This is a genomic window from Achromobacter sp. HZ01 (genome assembly GCF_003267925.1).
GTDB lineage: Bacteria > Pseudomonadota > Gammaproteobacteria > Burkholderiales > Burkholderiaceae_B > Achromobacter > Achromobacter pulmonis_A.
This window is the reverse complement of sequence record NZ_LWKV01000002.1, coordinates 1,313,271-1,330,830: the sequence shown is the minus strand read 5'-3', so window position 1 is coordinate 1,330,830 and position 17,560 is coordinate 1,313,271. Positions and strand designations below refer to the sequence as shown.

14 protein-coding genes and 1 tRNA gene are annotated in these 17,560 nt (G+C 67.9%); 5 read left to right on the top strand and 10 right to left on the bottom strand.

The features are described from left to right. Positions 1 to 230 precede the first annotated feature (230 nt). The 3 genes from A6B37_RS15185 to A6B37_RS15175 form a co-directional block, all read right to left on the bottom strand. Complete coding sequence (locus A6B37_RS15185; protein WP_111826212.1) at positions 231 to 1,619, bottom strand: GTPase/DUF3482 domain-containing protein; 1,389 nt, start codon at positions 1,617 to 1,619, stop codon at positions 231 to 233. Next, positions 1,612 to 3,039: a DUF2868 domain-containing protein gene (locus tag A6B37_RS15180; protein ID WP_111826211.1), complete on the bottom strand. Its 1,428-nt coding sequence runs from the start codon at positions 3,037 to 3,039 to the stop codon at positions 1,612 to 1,614. The genes A6B37_RS15185 and A6B37_RS15180 overlap by 8 nt, the downstream gene beginning before the upstream one ends. Before the next feature lie 78 nt (positions 3,040 to 3,117). Beyond that, on the bottom strand, positions 3,118 to 4,011 hold the full coding sequence (locus tag A6B37_RS15175) for a helix-turn-helix domain-containing protein (RefSeq protein ID WP_102772998.1): 894 nt from the start codon (positions 4,009 to 4,011) through the stop codon (positions 3,118 to 3,120). A 129-nt stretch (positions 4,012 to 4,140) separates the two neighbouring features. Here A6B37_RS15175 and A6B37_RS15170 point away from each other — a divergent pair, with 129 nt between their 5' ends. Then, on the top strand, positions 4,141 to 5,040 hold the full coding sequence (locus A6B37_RS15170) for an EamA family transporter (protein ID WP_102773514.1): 900 nt from the start codon (positions 4,141 to 4,143) through the stop codon (positions 5,038 to 5,040). Positions 5,041 to 5,061: 21 nt separating this feature from the next. Here A6B37_RS15170 and A6B37_RS15165 read toward each other — a convergent pair whose 3' ends face one another. Then, complete coding sequence (locus A6B37_RS15165) at positions 5,062 to 6,267, bottom strand: aminotransferase class V-fold PLP-dependent enzyme (protein ID WP_111826210.1); 1,206 nt, start codon at positions 6,265 to 6,267, stop codon at positions 5,062 to 5,064. A 106-nt stretch (positions 6,268 to 6,373) separates the two neighbouring features. After that, positions 6,374 to 6,449: transfer RNA gene (locus A6B37_RS15160), tRNA-Asn, on the bottom strand. Between the two features lie 154 nt (positions 6,450 to 6,603). Between A6B37_RS15160 and A6B37_RS15155 the strand changes: the two genes are divergently transcribed. Beyond that, complete coding sequence (locus A6B37_RS15155) at positions 6,604 to 7,365, top strand: Crp/Fnr family transcriptional regulator (RefSeq protein ID WP_102773000.1); 762 nt, start codon at positions 6,604 to 6,606, stop codon at positions 7,363 to 7,365. A gap of 10 nt (positions 7,366 to 7,375) precedes the next feature. Here the strand turns inward: A6B37_RS15155 and A6B37_RS15150 are convergent, their stop codons facing one another. The 3 genes from A6B37_RS15150 to A6B37_RS15140 are packed head-to-tail and all read right to left on the bottom strand — an operon-like array spanning position 7,376 to position 10,214. Next, the gene (locus A6B37_RS15150; protein WP_111826209.1) at positions 7,376 to 8,650 is read right to left on the bottom strand and encodes an NnrS family protein; all 1,275 of its coding nucleotides are present in this window, start codon (positions 8,648 to 8,650) and stop codon (positions 7,376 to 7,378) included. After that, positions 8,647 to 9,426 carry an ATP-binding cassette domain-containing protein gene (locus A6B37_RS15145; protein ID WP_111826208.1) on the bottom strand — a complete coding sequence of 260 codons (780 nt, stop codon included), beginning with the start codon at positions 9,424 to 9,426 and terminating at the stop codon, positions 8,647 to 8,649. The genes A6B37_RS15150 and A6B37_RS15145 overlap by 4 nt, the downstream gene beginning before the upstream one ends. Then, positions 9,423 to 10,214 carry an ABC transporter permease subunit gene (locus tag A6B37_RS15140; RefSeq protein ID WP_111826207.1) on the bottom strand — a complete coding sequence of 264 codons (792 nt, stop codon included), beginning with the start codon at positions 10,212 to 10,214 and terminating at the stop codon, positions 9,423 to 9,425. Before A6B37_RS15140 ends, A6B37_RS15145 begins: the two co-directional genes overlap by 4 nt. Before the next feature lie 338 nt (positions 10,215 to 10,552). Between A6B37_RS15140 and A6B37_RS15135 the strand changes: the two genes are divergently transcribed. From A6B37_RS15135 to A6B37_RS15125, 3 genes are all read left to right on the top strand, one after another. Further along, complete coding sequence (locus tag A6B37_RS15135) at positions 10,553 to 13,585, top strand: TonB-dependent receptor (protein ID WP_210405799.1); 3,033 nt, start codon at positions 10,553 to 10,555, stop codon at positions 13,583 to 13,585. 63 nt (positions 13,586 to 13,648) lie between these two features. Continuing rightward, positions 13,649 to 14,536: a Slam-dependent surface lipoprotein gene (locus A6B37_RS15130; protein WP_111826205.1), complete on the top strand. Its 888-nt coding sequence runs from the start codon at positions 13,649 to 13,651 to the stop codon at positions 14,534 to 14,536. Between the two features lie 134 nt (positions 14,537 to 14,670). Then, entirely contained in the window at positions 14,671 to 16,149 is a 1,479-nt protein-coding gene (locus A6B37_RS15125) for a porin family protein (RefSeq protein WP_111826204.1), read from the top strand. Positions 16,150 to 16,155: 6 nt separating this feature from the next. Here the strand turns inward: A6B37_RS15125 and A6B37_RS15120 are convergent, their stop codons facing one another. Both A6B37_RS15120 and A6B37_RS15115 read right to left on the bottom strand, forming a co-directional pair. Further along, positions 16,156 to 17,181, bottom strand: coding sequence for an ABC transporter substrate-binding protein (locus A6B37_RS15120; RefSeq protein WP_111826203.1), 1,026 nt, complete (start codon positions 17,179 to 17,181; stop codon positions 16,156 to 16,158). Between the two features lie 171 nt (positions 17,182 to 17,352). Further along, complete coding sequence (locus A6B37_RS15115; RefSeq protein ID WP_111826202.1) at positions 17,353 to 17,559, bottom strand: sulfatase; 207 nt, start codon at positions 17,557 to 17,559, stop codon at positions 17,353 to 17,355. Between the last annotated feature and the right edge of the window lies 1 nt (position 17,560).

Genomic DNA, 17,560 nt, shown 5'->3' with positions numbered 1-17,560 from the left:
CGGGATGCAGCGCGAAGCGCGCGCGGGCCGGTGATGGCGCGGCCGGGAATCACTGCGTGGGACTTCGAATTCACGATCGATCCAACCCCTTGTGATTATCATGACGGGGACGGACCCGCCGATGCAAAACGAATCTTATAGACGCATTCGTTTAAGCGTCAATCGGTTTGGATTGGGGTTAGTACGCGCTTGCCGCCGGCCTTGAATGGTGCGTGCCGCGGCCCTGCGGGTCAGGCGGGGAGCGGCGGCTGCGAAGCCAGGGTTTTCGCCAATTCGCCGACGATGCGCTTGCGCCGTTCGCTGTCTTCGTAGTGTTCGCCCAGCGCCGACCACTCGGGCCGGCTGCGCGCTTCTTTCAGCGCTTCGGGCAGCGGGCCCTTGCGCCAGGCCTCGTCATCCGGGCGGTCCAGTTGCAGCGGTTCGCGCGCGGCGTGCCCGCGGCGCTCCAGCGCTTCGATCAACTGCCGCTGGCGCAGCGCCAGCAGGCGCAGCACGGCGTCGTCCACGCTCAGTTCGCGCCAGCCGCGCAGCTTGCCGGCCATGCGCTTGCCCAGTTTTTCCACGCCCTGCCACAGGCCGCCGGCGGCGGCCCCGATCAGCATGCCGGTGCCCAGGCTCAGGCCGGCGCTGAGCAGGTCCACCGCGGCGCCCGCCATCGCGCCGGCGGCCGCGCCCATGCCCACCTGTACGCCCATGTCTTTCAAGGCCTGCGGATGGAACAGATCCATGCCCCAGCGTTCGCCGGCCAGCGGCAGCGCATCGCCCGCAAAATCGGAACGACGGAAGTTGTAGAGCGCCAGCAGGGCTTCGACGCTGGCCTGCTCGCGCTGGCGCACCAGCGCGCGCAGGCGCTCGGAAGCGGCGGCCAGCGCCGCTTCGTCGCTGGCGCTGGCCAGGTGCAGCGCGGCCGCGTCGACCAGCAGGTCGGCCAGCATTTCGTAGGCGGCCGCGCGCCGCGCGCGGCGCTGCGCGGCCAGGCTGTCGGCCAGTTGCGCCAGCGCGCCGGCGTGGCGGTCCAGCAGCACCCCGAGCTTGGCGTACAGCTGTTGCTCGCCGTCCAGCGGCGGGGCGACGGTATCGAACTCCACCACCGCGTGCAGCCCCAGGCGGGCCATGGCGTCGCGCCATTCATCGGCGCGGTGCGCCGGCGCGTTGACGAAATTCAGCACCGGCAGCAGCGGCCGGCCGCAGGCGGCCAGGATGGCGAGCTCGTCGCGGTGCTTGCCGAGAACCGGATCGCGCGCGTCGATCACGTACAGCGCGGCGTCGCACTCCAGCATCTTGGCCAGCACCCGCGCTTCCTGTTCGTAGCGGCCATGCGCCTCGGGCGTGTCGAGAAAGCGGCGGATGCGCGCCGGGCCGTCCAGGCGTTCGCCGGGGCGGTCCAGCCGTTCCAGGTACTCCAGCAGCGAGATGCTGTCTTCCATGCCCGGGGTGTCGAACCATTCCAGCACCGCGCGCCCTTCCAGGCGCAGGCGGGCGCCTTCGACGTGGCGCGTGGTGCCGGGGCTGTCGGCGACCTCGCCGAAGCCGGTGTCGCGCGTCAGCGTGCGCAGCAGCGAGGTCTTGCCGGTGTTGGTGTGGCCGACCAGCGCGATCTTGATGAGGGCGTCAACCATCGCCGGACTCCAGCCAGGCATAGGGCGCGGCCGACGACTGCACGACGGCCTGGGCCGGCAGACCCAGCGCCAGCAGGCGTTCGCGCCACAGCGGCGCGCGGCTGGCGGCAGGGGCCTGCGCCGCTGGCGGGATCAGCCAGACGCGGGTCTGGGCCGCGTGCGCGGCCAGTTCCGCGATCAGCGACAGCGTGCCGCGGTCGGGCGTCTGGCGCGCGTCGCAGGCGATCAGCAGGCGCGTGGCGGCGGTGTTGGCCAGCGCATCCAGCACGCGGTTGCGCTCCTCGCGGGTGTCCAGGTTGCCGGCCTGCTGCACCGCCGCCGGCACGTCCGCGGGCGGCCATTGCAGGTCCTGCGGCAGCTCCAGCCCCAGGATCACGGGGCGGCCGTCCAGGGCGGGCGGCGGGGCCGCGCGCACCCGCGGCTCATGCAGCGGATCGACCGGGCGGTCGATGCCGCTGGACAGGGCGGGCGGCTCCAGCCGGTCGCGCAGCGCCGCGAATCCGGGCAGCGCGGGATCGATGCGCAGGCGGCGCAGCGCGCGCAGGGCGGCGGCCGCGCACAGCGTCCCGGCCAGCAGGCGCGGCACGATGCCGTAGACCACCAGCACCCCGATCAGCCAGACCGACCACTGCACCTGCGCGTCGGCGGGCAGGACCTGGGCGCCGTCGCTGGCGCGCACCACCGCGGCGTCCGGCAGCGGAAAGCCGAGCTGCGCCGGCAGCCATCCCACGGCCTGCGTGAGCGTCACGAAGGTGTCGGGCGCCAGCAGCGTGGTGGCCCAGATGAAGCGGTAGCTGGCGGTGGACAGCACCGCCAGCAGCGCGGCCAGGGCCGCGCACAGGGCGGTCAGCCACAGCAGGTGGCTGACGGCGCCGAACAGGCCGCGCAGCGCGCCGGCGCGGGCCAGCAGGTTCAGGAAGGCTTGCGGCACCAGCGCGCCGTCCGGGCCGCGGGCGAGCTTGCGCGTGGCCCACAGCCACAGTCGGCCCAGCCCGGTCGCGCTGGAGGCCTTGAACAGAAAACTCGCCAGCCACAGCAGGAAGGTCAGCGCGTGCAGGCCGAGCAAGGCGCCCAGCGCCCACAGCACGTTGACCGGGCGCGTGCCGTCTCCCAGCGCGCCGAGCGCGGCGGCGGCGCCGGAAACCGCGGCCAGCGCGAACAGCGCGGCCAGGATGGCCAGCGCGCTGCGCCGCCAGGCATCGACCAGCGGGACGAGCTGCTCGCGTTGCGCCAGCAGCGCCGCGCGGGCCAGGATGCGGGCCGGCAGGCCGGCGTCCAGCTGGCGCACGCGGCGCACTGCGTCGGCGTCTTCCAGCGGGCCCCAGTGCGCTTCGCGCAGGCGGACGAGTTCGGCCAGCCAGTGCGCGCGCAGGCGGCTCGGATCGGCGGATTCAGGGTCGCGAGAGGTCGAAGACGGCATCGCGTCGGGGCAGGCGCGGTCAGGCCCTACGGGCGGTCCCCCATTGTAGACCGCGCGGCCGCGGAAACAGGGCCGGAACTAGTGCGCCGTCCTGTGGGCGCTGCGGTACTGGCCGGGCGTGGCCCCGACCGCGTCGCGGAAGACGCGCGCCAGGTGGCTGGCATTGCCGAAACCGCAGGCCTGGGCGATGCCGGCCAGGTCGCCCTTGCCGGCCGCCAGCAGCCCGCGTGCGCGCGCGATGCGCCTGGCCCGCACCCAGGCGTGCGGCGGTTCGCCGAAAGAGGCATGGAACATGCGGGCGAAGTGATAGGTCGACAGCGCGGCCACGCCGGCCAGCTGGTCCAGCGTGAGCGGTTCGGCCAGATGGGCCTCGACGTAGTCCATGACCCGGCGGCGCACGGCGGGCGCCAGGCCGCCCCGGGCCGGCGCGCCGGCCTTGCGCGCCACGCCCTGGTCGAGCAGGTGGTGCAGCACGGTCTCGGCGGCGCTGCTGGCCGCCAGGCGGTCGGCCGGCTGGTTCCAGTCGGTGCCCAGCAGCTGCCGGCAGACGTCGATCAGCGACGCGTCCTGGATATAGGTGCGGTCGCGCAGCTCCAGCGTGCGCGGCTCGCGGTCCAGCCGCAGCACCGCCTCGCGCGCCAGGCGTTCGGGCGCGATGTACAGGTGCAGGAAATGCACCGGATCGTTCATGCTCCAGCGCGAGTAATGCTCGGCCGGCAGCACACAGAACTTGCCGGCGCCGCCGTGCAGCGCATCGTGGCCCAGGCGGAAGGACTTGTCGCCGCCGCGCAGGTAGAGCGACAGCGTGTGGTGGCCCGGCGCGTCGTAGCCCATGGTCTCGCAGGCGCTGCGCGACCATTGCGAGATCGCCATGCCCTCGCCCAGCGTCACGGCGCGCGCCAGCCTCGCGGTGGAGCGCGACAGCGTGCGGAAAACGGAGAAGTCGGTCGGAGCCGATGCGACGGGAGCCATAGGATTGAAATGCTACTGCGATCTCGCGTGCGGCGCGCGCGCGAACCGCCAAAAAACCGCAAGAAACGGCAATCCAAAACGCGCCCGGACGCGCATACTGGCCGTCCGTTTCTGCCGCAAGCCCTCAACGTGAACCTGTTCCTGTATTTCCTCACCGTCGTCATCTGGGGCACCACCTGGATCGCCATCAAGTTGCAGCTGGGCGTGGTCGCCATACCGGTATCGATCTTCTACCGCTTCGCGCTGGCCGGATTGATCCTCTTCGGCGCCCTGCTGCTGACCCGCAAGCTGCAGCGGCTGGACCGTCGCGGCCACTGGCTGTGCGTCGGCCAGGGGCTGTGCCTGTTCTGCCTGAACTTCCTGTGCTTCTACACCGCCACGCAATGGATACCCAGCGGCCTGGTGTCGGTGGTGTTTTCCGCGGCCACGCTGTGGAACGCGCTGAACGCACGCCTGTGGTTCGGCACGCGCATCGCGCCGCGCGTGATGGTGGCCGGCGCGCTCGGCTGCTGCGGCCTGGTGCTGCTGTTCTGGCCGGAACTGGCCGGCCAGGAGGCCAGCCATGAAACCCTGCTGGGCCTGGGCTTCGCGCTGCTGGGCACGTTCTGCTTCTCCACCGGCAACATGCTGTCGTCTTTGCAGCAGCGCGCCGGCATCCGGCCGCTGACCGGCAATGCCTACAGCATGCTGTACGGCGCGGCCATTCTGCTGGCCGGCTGCCTGGCCGCCGGCCTGCCCTTCGAGTTCGACGGCTCGGCCTCGTATGTGGGCGCCCTGCTGTACCTGGCCATTCCCGGCTCGGTGATCGGGTTCACCGCCTACCTGACGCTGGTCGGGCGCATGGGGCCGGCGCGCGCCGCGTACTGCACGGTGCTGTTTCCGGTCGTGGCGCTGAGCGTGTCGGCCTACGCCGAAGGCTATCACTGGACGCCGACGGCGCTGCTCGGCCTGGGCCTGGTGATGCTGGGCAACCTGCTCGTGTTCACGAAATGGTCGCCCTTCGCGCGCCGCGCCGGGATTGCGTCCTAGAAACTGGGTCGGGATTGAGTCCTAAATGCTGCGCAACGCCTCCAGCAGCCGGTCGATCTCCTCCCCGCTGGTCAGGTAGCTGACCGACGCCCGCGCGATCTGCGTCAGGCCGCGGGCCTGCATGTCCAGCGGCGTGTAGGGCACGCCGTTGCTGCCGATGGTCACGCCGCGTCCGGCCAGGGCGCGCTGCACCGATACGGCGTCGCGCCCCGCCATATTGAACGACACCAGCCCCGAGCGCTCGCGGCCCTGGTCCAGCACCGTGATTCCGGCGATGTCCTCCAGTTGGGCGCGCAGCGTCTCGGCCGCCGCGTCGATGCGCATGCGGATCGCGTCCACGCCGATATCCAGCGCTTCCTGCAAGGCGTTGGCCAGGCCGCAGCGCAGCGCCAGCGAGTTCTCGGCGGATTCCAGGCGCGCCGCGTCCTGGCGCAGCACCGGCTGGCCGTCGGCGCCCAGCGGCGCCGAATGCGTGTCGACGCAGGCCGGGATCAGCTTGTCCAGAAAGTCCCGCCGCACGTACAACAGGCCGGTGCCGCGCGGGCCGCGCAAGGCTTTGCGCCCCGCGCCGGACAGCACGTCGCAGCCGATCTCCGCCACGTCTACCGGCAACTGGCCGACGGCCTGGGCCGCGTCCACGAAGTAGGCGATGCCGTGGCGCCGCGCCACCAGTCCGATGGCGGCGGCCGGGTTGATGAGGCCGCCGTTGGCGGGCAGCCAGGTCAGCGCGATCAGGCGTACCCGCTCGTCCAGCATGGCCTCCAGCGCCTGCGGGTCCACGCAGCCGCTTTCGTCGGAAGGAATGGTCTCCACGATGGCGCCCGTGCGCTGCGCGGCCAGGCGCATGGCCGCCAGATTGCCGCCCCATTCGTGGCGGCCGACCAGGATGCGGTCGCCGGGCCGCCAGGGTGGCAGCGCGGCGAAGGCCGCGCTCCAACCGGGCGAATTGCCGCCGGTCAGCGCGATCTCGTCCGGCTGCGCATTGAGCAGACGCGCCGCCAGCAGGCGGGCGCGCTCGGTCTGTTCGCGCGCGGCCACGCCGGCCTCCATCGGTCCCATCGTGGCTTCGCGCTGCAGATGCGCGTGGATGGCCTCCAGCGTGCCGGTCGAAGGCAGCGATGCGCCCGCATGGTTGAAGTGCACGGTGCTTCGCAGGCCCGGCGTCCGGGCGCGCAGCGATTCCAGGGTGGAGTCGGTGAGAAGGGAAGCAGTCTGGGAGGCGGGCATGAAGGCTCCGGCGAGGCGGTGGAACCCTCATGCTATCGGTTGCGCGGCGTTCGTCCAAATGCAAAAGGCCCGCAACGAATTGCGGGCCTTTCAGTACTGCATTCTTTGGCTCCCCGAGCTGGGCTCGAACCAGCGACCTGCGGATTAACAGTCCGTCGCTCTACCGACTGAGCTATCGGGGAACAGGTAGAGGGGCCGAATTATGCACAAAAAATGGAAAGAATGCAAAACGGGCCGGACGATGCAAGGTACTTTTACATCATTGCGATTGATAACCGTTCTTATTAATATAAGGCGCGTGCCGACGAGGTGCTACTACTCGCTACAGGAACCCCCATGCATTCCTCATTCCTGAACAAGGCACTGCTAAGCTTCCCGGCGTTCAAGCAGGCCAACCGGAGCACCCTGGAGGCGCTCGCCTCGAGCGCGCGGCGCATGGTGCTATCACCCAAACAGCACTTGTTCCATATGGGCGAGGCCGCGGAACACTTCTTCTGGATCGAGCGCGGCGGCCTCATCATGTACCTGCCCAGCTACAACGGCGACGAGAAAGTCGTGCAGACGCTGGAAGGCGGCTGCCTGGTCGCCGCCACCGTCATGTTCTCAGACAACCGCGACTATCCGCTGTCCGCGCAGGCCAGCGCGCGCACCGTGCTCTACCGCCTGGACCGCGAGCCGCTGCTCGACATGGCGCGCCATTCGCCGGCCTTCGCCTATACGCTGCTGCAGATCGTCTCCAGCCACGTGGTGCACGCCATCAACCGCATCGATCTGCTGACCATCACCAACGCCACGCAGCGCCTGGTCACCTATCTGCTGGACCTGTACCGCGAACACGGCAGCGCATGGATCACGCTGCCGGCCAGCCACGCCGTGCTGGCGCGCCAGCTCAACATGACGCCCGAAAATCTGTCGCGCACGCTGGGCGCGTTCCGGCGCGCCGGGCTGATCGGCGGACGCAATCGCGAACTGGTGCTGCTCGACGTCGACGCGATGTGCCGCCATGCGCGCCTGCCGCCGCCGGGGCCGAAGTTCGCCAGCCGCCACAGCGTGGCCGCGCAGGACAGCGCGCTGTTTCGTTGCTGCTCGCTGCACTGAGGCCCGCGCTTCAGCAGCGCGTCCCGTGGCGCGACATCGGGCTGCGCTGCTTGCCCAGCGGTTCGGCGCAGCCCTGCTGCCCGTCGGTCCGCGGCCCGCACAGCACTGGCCACGCGTGCCGCAGATAGGCCGCGAACACGCCGGTCCAGCCCAGGCCGGCGCCCAGCAGCAGCCATGACGCCCACGCGCCCAGCGCCGGCAGGCCGGCCGCGGCGCGCAGCAGGGCGGCCAGCGCCAGCACGGCGGCGGCCACGGGCACCCAGGGACGGCGATCCAGCCAGCGTCCCGCGTGTATGCGTCCGGCCAGGCTCATGATGGTGAAGATGGACAAGCCCATCGCGCCGGCCATCAACACATGGCGTCCCGACGACGCCGGCGCCAGTCCGGTCAGCCACGCCAGCCCCATCGCGCCGTAGCCCAGCGCGACCAGCCAGTAGCTGGCATACAGCATCAGCGCCCAGCGCGTGAAAAGCGCCTTGCCGATATGCCAGTCGTTGAGCAGGTTGAGCATGGCTGCCGCCGCCGCCAGCGCGGTCCAGCCGGTCACCGGCCCGCCGCCCAGCAGCCATTGCGCCACGCTGCAGGCCGCGATGCAGAACACCGCCAGATGCCTGCGCGGCGGACGCGCCACGTAGCCGGCCAGCCCGGGCGGCGGCGCGCCGGGGCGGCCCGCTTCGATATAGCCGTTGACCACGTTCATGGATACGCGGCTGCCGGCCAGCACGATCAGAATCATCATCAGGTCCACGCCCACGTGCAGCCAGGCCAGCGCGTCCGCCTGCCGCAGCAGGGCCGTGAAATAGCCCGCCTGCGCCGCGCCCAGCGCGCCCAGCGCCCAGGCGAAGCCCAGGTGGCTGCGCGCCGGATCGCGCCACAGCGCCGGCGCCAGCCGCAGCAGCAGCGCCAGCACGAACGCCAGATTGCAGACGCCCGCCAGCACCACGCCGCTGCCGCCGGGCAGCCATTGCGCGGCCGCGTAGGCCACCCGCGCCGCCAGCCACAGCCCGGCCAGCGCCGCCAGCACGCCGGGCCGCGGCGGCGCGGCGCCCGTGAACTCCGGCACCGCCGTCAACAGAAACCCCGCTACCGCCGCCATGCCGAATCCGTACAGCAGTTCATGGCCATGCCAGAGCAAGACGCCGCCGGGCGGCCGCCAGCCGTCCAGCCCGGGCAGCGCGGACTGCAGCGCCAGCAGCCAGATCGCCAGGAACAGCACCGCGCTCGCGGTGGTCAGTACGAAGAACGGCCGAAAGCCGCAGCTGAACAGAGGATGCCGCAGGTTCATGCGCGCGCGCTCCCGGTTGCAAGGTCCGACGCCTGCGGCGACGCGTCCGGCAGGCCGAAGCCGGCGCGCATGGCCGGGGTCTGGATGAGCTGCGCCGCCGTCTGGTAGATCCAGGCTTCATCGCGCCGCGACTGCGGCAGGCCGAGGGTGAACTCGTCCTGGATACGTCCGGGCCCCGGCGCCATCATGATGATGCGGTCGGCCAGCCGAACGGCCTCCATCAGGTCGTGCGTAATCATCAGCACGGCGGTGCCGCTGTGCTCGACCTGCCGGCGCAGCATGGCGTAGAACTCGAGTTTCAGACCGATATCCAGGGCCGAGAAAGGCTCGTCGAGCAACAGCAGGTCGGGCGCCAGCGCCAGCGCGCGGCCCAGCGCCACGCGGCTTTGCATGCCGCCGGACAACTCGTGCGGATACTTGCGCAGGTCCTCTTCGGCCAGCCCGAGGCGGCCGGCCCATTCGATGGCGCGCTGCCGCCGCGCCGCGGCGGGCAGGCCCAGCGCCTTCAACCCCATGCCGATATTGCCGACCACGTTCTTCCACGGCATGAGCCGCGGCTGCTGGAACATGCAGCCTATGCCCCGGAACCCGATATGCACCATGCCTTCGGAAGGCGCCAGCAGTCCGGCGACGATATGCAGCAAGGTGCTCTTGCCGCAGCCCGACGGCCCCATCAGCGCCAGCGTCTCGCCCGCGCGCAGATCCAGCGCGATCCCTTCCAGGACCTCGGACAGCCCGTAGCGCTGCGACAGTTCGCGGATGTGCAGCGCGCTCATGGATCGAGGCTGCGCCAGCGTTCGGCCATGCGCTTGAAGGGTTCCAGCAACAGGTATTCGGTCGTCAGCAGCAGCCCCAGCACGGCCACGACCCAGGCCATGGCGGCCGTGCTGTCGAGCTGCCCACGGGCCGCGCCCAGCGCCGCGCCGGTGCCGTCGGCCGCCGCCAGCAGTTCGGCCATCATCACCACTTTCCAGGAAGTGCCCAGCGCCGTGATCCAGGCCGGCAGCAGATACGAGGCCACGTGCGGCAACTGCACGTCGGCCAGCACCGCCCACCACGGCAGGCGGTAAACCCGCGCCACGTCCATGAGCTGGTTGTCCAGCGTGCGCGCGCCCTGCATGGCGCCGGCGAACACGATGGGCAGGCAGGCGATGAACACGGTGAACACCGGCGTCGCATCGCCCACGCCGAACCACAGCATGGCCAGCACCAGCCAGGCGATGGGCGGCATGCCCAGCAGCAGCGTGGCCAGCGGGCGCGACACCATCGCCGCCGTCAGCGAACGGCCCGCCAGCATGCCGAGCACGCTGCCCGCCAGCACCGCGCCTCCCAGCCCCGCCAGGCCCCGGCGCGCCGATATGGCCAGCTCCGGCACGGCCTCGCCCGCGGCCGTCATGGCCGCCAGCTTCATCATGGTCTCGGCCGGCCCCGGCAGGATCAGCGCGCCGTAATGCCGCGCCGCCAGTTCCCACAGGGCGCAGAACAGCAGCAGGCTGGCGATGGCGCCCCAGCCGCTCCAGAGATACGCCAGCACCGCGCCGCACGCGTCAAGCAAGCGGCGCATGGCTGACCCGCGCGTGGCGCATCGGTAGATCCGGCATGGAAAGTCACTCCCTTGAAGGCCGCGAATTCGATCCGCGAGTATCTGCGGCCCGGAAGCCCGGCCGTAATGACAATTGTCATCAACGGGCGGCCCGGCTCGCGAACCCGATGCGCCGCTTCGTCGAATTTTCAATCTTGATAATTATCATTATCGTTACCGATGCTGCGTTCGCACAATGGCCTCGCCACGCAGCCCTACGCACAACGGGTCACGCGGCTCTTCCCTACCCATCACCGTAAACAGGAAAGCCCGGGGGGCCCATGCACGTACCACATCGATTCACCGCCAGGACCTTGAGCTTGCTGCTTGCCGCGCTGGGCGCAACCAGCGTCCACGCGCTGCCGGCGCCCGCCCATCCGGAGGAAAAGCCGAAGGCGCAGCCAGACTCGGGCAAGAACAAGAACGTGCACGAGCTGCAGGAAGTGGTGGTCAAGGGCGATCGCACCGAGGACGAAACCGGGCACGACGACGTCTACGACAAGGACGTCTCGAATCTGTACGTGGACCGCCAGTACATGGAGCGCTATCAGGGCGTCTCGGTAGGCGACGTGTTCGCCGGCATGAACGGCGTCTACAACACCGACAACCGCAACGGCTCGGCGTTGTTCCCGAACATACGCGGCCTGGCCGGCAACGGCCGCATCCCCGTCACGGTGGACGGCACCGAGCAGTCGCTGGACGTCTGGATGGCGCTGCGCGGCATCAACAATCGCAACTACGTGGACCCCAACCTGTTCCGCAGCATCACAGTGGAAAAAGGCCCGTCCCTGACCCGCGACATCAAGAGCGGCATCGGCGGCTCGGTGGCGATCCGCACCATCGAAGCCAAGGACATCATTCCCGAAGGGCGCGACTGGGGCCTGGAATTCAAGGCCAGCACCGCCAGCGGATCGGTCAAGGATACGTCTGATCCCTTCGATATCGTTGGCATGGATTATCGCGATGTTCCCGGGGCTTTCGCCTCCGTGCCCGTGTCGAAGGATGTAGGGGTGAGTTTCATGAAGCCGCGAGTGGAAAGACACGAACGCGGCAGTACCACGCGCTTCAATCTGCAAGACCGCAAGGTCTTCGTCAGCGGCGCATACCGGCACGAGGTATTCGACCTGATGCTGGCTTATAGCGATGCCCGCCGCGGCAACTATTTTGCGGGTACCAGGGGGGCAGACAAATACCGTTCCAGACCGGTGCCTCCCGGCACCTTCCTGCCGCAGAACCTGTATCCCAACTTGGCCCGGCTGTACGGCCCGGCTACTGAAGTGCCCTATACCAGTTCGTCGGTCGAAAGTTTCCTGGCCAAGAACCAATGGTATCTGCCTCACGGTCAGAAGATCAGCCTTGCTTACACCCGCAACCGGTTGACGTTCGGTGAGCTGCCGGCGTTCACGTCGGAAGTGTGGATGAACATGGTGGATGGATACAACCTCGATCTCTCGACTTCCAAATTTCACTATCCCTTTCCCGTCTCGCACGTCAATCAGTCCGTTTACCGACTCGGTTATGCAGTCAAGCCCAACGGCGTGCGCTGGTTGGATTTGAACGTGTCATTGTGGCGGGCGGTCAACGACAGCACGCGCTACCAGAACGGCGATGTCACGTATCGGGTCCGTGGCAATGACCGCAACTGGGATAGATGGACGCAAGATTGTGCGCCTGATCGCAACAGTCAACACTGCAGGCGTCTGCTCGAGGGTGACCTGAAGGATCCGGCCGAGCCGGGTGCCAAGCCGCCCAACACCAACGGCCTTTTCAACATCTTCATCGGTAACCGGCACGACACCCGCTCGACTCGTACCGGGCTGGATTTGAGCAATCGCTTCCAGCTCAGCGACAGCGTGGCGCTGACGCTGGCGGCCGACTGGCAATACGAGCGCAAGACCGACTACCTGCCGGTGGATACTGGCGGCGTCATGGTGGCCGCCGTCGCGTCGACGGCGTTGGGCCCGGCCTCGGGCCGGCGCGAGGAGTACGGAACCGGCATGAGTCTGGACTGGCAGGCTACCGAGAAGCTGCGCATCAGCACCGGTGTACGTTACGGCAGCTACTGGAGCTTCGATGACGAAACCGATAAGCGTCGGTCCGAAAAGCGTGATGGCTGGGGCAGCACTCAGGTCATCACCAGTCAGCTCGTCCAATACCATCGGCTGGCCACTGACGAAGAACTGGCCAGAGAGCAGCGAGCCGAAGAAGGTGTGGACTCCTACGACGAATGGGACGCTTACCGGGCCTCGCATGGCATAGTGGGTAAGAATCGCGGTATGGCAATTGGTGATGCAGACGAGGGTCCGATGTACTGGGCCATCGATATGCCGGTCACCGTCAGGAACGGCAAGGCCGACCGCAACGAAAATCCCTACTACAACGGCCTGGTCGATCTGGATGCAACCGCGGTTGCCCAGGGCGGTACATACCCGAAGTACGAGGCGGTGAGGAATCTGGCTACCAGGTTCGCCAGCACCATGCCCGCCGACCAGTGGCGGCGCCCGGACAAGCAGCGCGGTCGCGCCTGGTCGTCGCAAATCGTGGCCTCATACCAGTTGGCCGAGCGCGCCCGCGTATACGGACGGCTGGCCAGCACGGCGCGCTTTCCCAGCATCCTGGAGGCCGCCAACCGCAGGGGCTTGTGGGGCGAGTTCCCGGTTACGACCAAGCCCGAGCGCAGCCGGGCCTGGGAAGCCGGCCTCGCCTATAACCTGGGCGGGCTGCTGCAAGGCGTGCCGCAGGCCGATGTCAAGCTGACCTACTACTACAACAGCATCCGCGACTTTTACGGCCGCACGGAAAACATGAACGTCATCCAGTTCGACCGCAAGACCATGAGCGGACTGGAATTCCTGAGCCGTTTCGACAGCGGGCGTTTCTACGGCAATCTGGGGGCGACCCTGCGTCTGCGGCAAGACATATGCGATGCCGACTTTGCCGTTCAGCTCGAACCCAGCCACAACAGCTATCCCGAATGCCTGCCCGGCGGCTTTCCCGCAAGCCTGTCCTACTACGCTCTGCAGCCCCGATATTCGATCAACCTGGACTTGGGCACGCGCCTGCTGGAACGCAAGCTGAACCTGGGCATGCGGATGCGCTACCACAGTCGTGCCGACAATAAGCCGTTGGAGCGAATTAGCACGCGAGCTGGCGGCGTGTTGAACGCGCGGCCCTACTACTGGGACCCGGTGATGTTGTTCGACCTGTACGCCGAATACAACTTCAGCCGCCGGGCCAGTGCGCGGCTGAGCGTGGAAAACCTGACCGATCTGTACTACCTCGATCCGCTGACCAAAGTCGCCGCCCCAGGACCGGGCCGCATCGTGCGGCTGGAGGTGGCGCTGCGCTATTGAAAGCGTTTTTGCCGGTGTTCATGAAAACCGGCGCCTTCCCACTCCTCTCTATGGAGAATCATCATGAAGAAAACCCTTATCGCCACCGCCGTCCTGGCCGTGGCCGCCTCGTCGGCGATGCACGCGCAAGCGGCCAACGTGCAGGGCGGCTCGTCGAACAATACGATGGTCGCAGTCGGCTACTCCAACTTCCCGCTGTTCATCACCACCTTGGGCTATACCGGGCTGAGCATGAAGCGCACGGATGGCTGGTTCTCCTCCTATATCGATGTCCACGGAGGGCCAGTCACCATCGTCAGAAACAATTCAGTTCCCAACAAGTCCGGTCCATACTATGTGAACTTCCCGGTGCTGACGTTCCTCAGAATCGCTCAGGTTTGGCACAGCACCCGCGATAGCGCGGCCAATGTCTACAGCATCCGCCAGGTGATGACCCCTTACTTGCCGTTCTGGCCGCAATTCGGCGGCCTGGTCGTAGGCCAGGTCAAGGGCACCTCCAAGGGCAACGGCGTGTACTTCGGCGAATGGTCCAGGTCCGTTCCCTATCTCAACGCGGGCAACAGCACCGACCTGAACATGACCAGCGGCAGCCGCACCGTATGGTACGCGGGCGACAACGCCGTTACCCGCATGCCGACGCTGGTCGCCGCCAAGTATGACGTGACCGGCATCCGTCAGACCGGCGTGGGCGACAACATGCCGTACGCGCCCAAGCTGTACAAGGGTGTGCTCACCGCCAACTACAGCGGCGGCCGTGGCACGATCGATGGCGCCATCGCACGGGGCCGCGACCGTGTCGACTTCGCCGGCACCACCATTGCCTCCAACGGCAAGTTCACCAAGGGTGGCGCGATCGAAGGCCGCTTCTACAACAACGCGGAGGCGCTGGCCGGCATCTACAAGGGCCAGACCGCCGCCGACCACGTCGCGTTCGGGGGTTCGCGCCGTTAAACCCCAGGCCCACAACTGAAGCAACAGGAGGACGAGCACGGGCCTCGCGCCGCCGCACCGGAAACCGTCGGTTGCGGCGGCGCATAAAGGGCCTGCTGAACTTCGTACTCATTCCTTCCCCGGCCCGATACCCCATGCCCATGATTTTTCGCCGCGGCGCCGCGCTGTGCCTGCTGTTGACCTGCCTGCCCGCTGCGTATGCCAGCGACGACGATACCCGCTACCTGCTCGAACGGACACGCCGCGCGACCGAGCAGCGCGTGCGGCAATTCGGCGAGCCCGTTGCGCCGCCCGGCGCGGTGGTGCACGAAGGCAAGATCTACGAAGTGCAGACGAACCTGCAGGATCTGGAACCCGCCATCTATATCGCCTTGAATACCGGCCAGTGGGAACGGCTGGTCGAATTCGTCGGCCGTTATCGGCTGTTGCGCGACCATCGTCCGGCGCTGGTCGATATGGCCGAAGGGCTGCTGGCCCGCCAGGCTGGCGCCATCGCATTGGCGGTACGCCGGCTGCAGGCCGCGCACGCCGCCGATCCCGAGGACGCCCGCATCCGCCTGGAACTGGCGCGGCTGCTGTTCGAAGACAATCGCGATGCCGAGGCGCGCGCCATGTTCGAGCAGGTGCAGCGCGGCATGCTGCCCGACTACGGCCGCATGCAGACGCAGCAGTACCTGTCCGCGCTGGGCGCCCGCGCCGGCTGGCATGGCGGCGTGGCGGTCGGCACGGGTTACGACAGCAACATCAATCAGGCCAACGGTGCCCGCACCTGCTTGAGCCGGTTCCTGAGCCTGTGCCTCAATGACCGCAAGATGCCGGACCCCATCGGTTCCAGCCTGGTGAACTATGAGCTTGTGCTGGAGCGCCGCGACAATCTGGCCGGCAACCACAACCTGCTGTTGCGGCCGATCAGCTACGGAACCTATTACCGCCGCGGCGACGCGGACGCCAGTTCGCTGGTCCGCAACTACAGCAGCGCCACCTCGGTGCTGTATCTGGGCTACCAGTACCTCGACGCGCGCAACAACGTCAGCCTGCTGCCCTATGTGGAGCACTATTTCCGCGACGGCTACACCTACTATCTGGCCGGCGGGCTGCAATGGGAGTGGCGTCGCAGCCTCGCAAGAAAATGGCAGATGAGCGTTCTGCTGGACGCGCGCCGCTTTCGTTATCGCGCGCGGGCGCGGTTCATCAACAGCGACTACAGCCAATACCAGGCCGGGTTGTCGGTCAGTTACCTGCCGAGGGCTTCGACCTCGATCACCGCCGGCGTGGACGTGGTGCGCAAGGCATTTGCGCTCAAGCCGGCCAGCGGCAAGGAACTGGTGCTGCGCGCCGGCGTCTTTCATGCTTTCAGGGGCAAGCCCGGTTTCTACCTGAATGCGCAAAGCATTTTCCGCATCGGCCGTAATGACGCCTACGACGGATTCCTGGGGGGACGCCGAGGCGACCGGTTGCAGGTCTATCTGGTGACGCTGGGCGCCGAGGGCTGGAAGATAGGCGGCATGACGCCGGAGTTGCGGCTGCGGCGCAGCATCAATCGCAGCAATCCGGACTGGGCCTACAGCTACGCCCAGAACGAAGTGGGGCTGACGCTGCGCCGCGTGTTCTGAGCCGCCTCAGCCGTAGAAATCCGCGGCGGGCAGCTTGCCGCCGATCAAGCCGGGCTGGACTTCATGCACGCGCTGGAAGAAATACTCCAGTTCGGCGCGCACGCTGGCCGCGGCCATGGGCTTGTCGCGCGAGGCCTTCAAGGCGTCGGCCACGGCCTGCGGGGTCAGCATGCGGATATGCTTGGCGACCAGTTCGCCGCAGGCCTCGGGGTTTTCGAGGCACCAGGCCTGCGATGCGGCGTATTGCCGGCGCACCCGTTCGCACAGTGCGGCATTGCCCAGCGCCTTGCCCAACGCCGCGAGTCCAGCCTGGGGAATGCGCGGTTCGCGTTTCAAGACCCTGCCCCATTCCGCGGATAGGTCCAGGCCGCGATGCAGTTTGGGCGCCACGGCGGACACGGGCAGGGACTGCGTCTTGCGCAGCGCCATGGACACGGCGGGCTCGGGCAGCACCGCGTGGCTCACGCGGCGCAGGACCAGCAGCTGGACCGCATCGAATGGGGTGGTGACGTAACGCAGCGAGAAGTCCTTCTGCGGGTCCAGCCCTTGCGCGCGCGCCAGCACGCCGAAGAGGATATCGGGCATGTCGCCGCGAAACGGCACGGCGATTTCCTGGCCGCGGAAGTCGGCCAGCGAGCCCGCTTCGCCATTGCGCGTGACCAGCCACAATATTCCCCACACGGACACGTTCAACAGCCGCAGCGGCACGCCGCGGTTGTACAGGTTGGCGGCCACGTTGGTGGGCGAGGCGATGAAGTCGGCGCCGCCTTCCACTGCCCAGGCGCGCATCTGATCGGGATTGGTCCAGAGCGCGAACTTGGGCGTCACGCCCTCTTCGGCCAGCGCGCCGGACTCGACCATGTGGATCAAGGGGAACGACACCGTGATCGGCGGCCCGGCCAGCACCAGCCGGTCCGTAGCGGCCGCGGCGCGCGCGCGCACGGCCGGCAGCGCCGCCAAGGCCGCCGCCGCCAGCAAGGCGCGCCGGCTGCGTGAAACGGGCAGTTCCTGATGTGAGTGTTGAGTATGCATGCCGCAAAGCCCTCCGGTTGGTATCCAACCCGCAGTCTTTGTGCTTTGCGTTCAAATGCGAATGATAATTATCAACTTGACGTGGTGGCCGATACGTAGGCGGACAGATGCGACTGCGCCGGGAGATCTATCGCGCGTAAAAAAGGAAGTCCACGGACGTCCTTTTTGAATTCAGGTGGGAACCCGCTGCTTTAGCGGCGATGGCGGACCGGCGTCCTCGAGCGCCCCTTGCCTGATGCCGGCGCTTCCGCTCGTAATTGCCCGCATTCCGAATTCGGTAAGCGTCAGTTCGCGAACTTTGATGACTGCACCCGGTTTCGAAATGAGCTTGGACTCTTTGACGAAAGTCTCGGACGACTTCTTGGTGGCAAGGTTCATA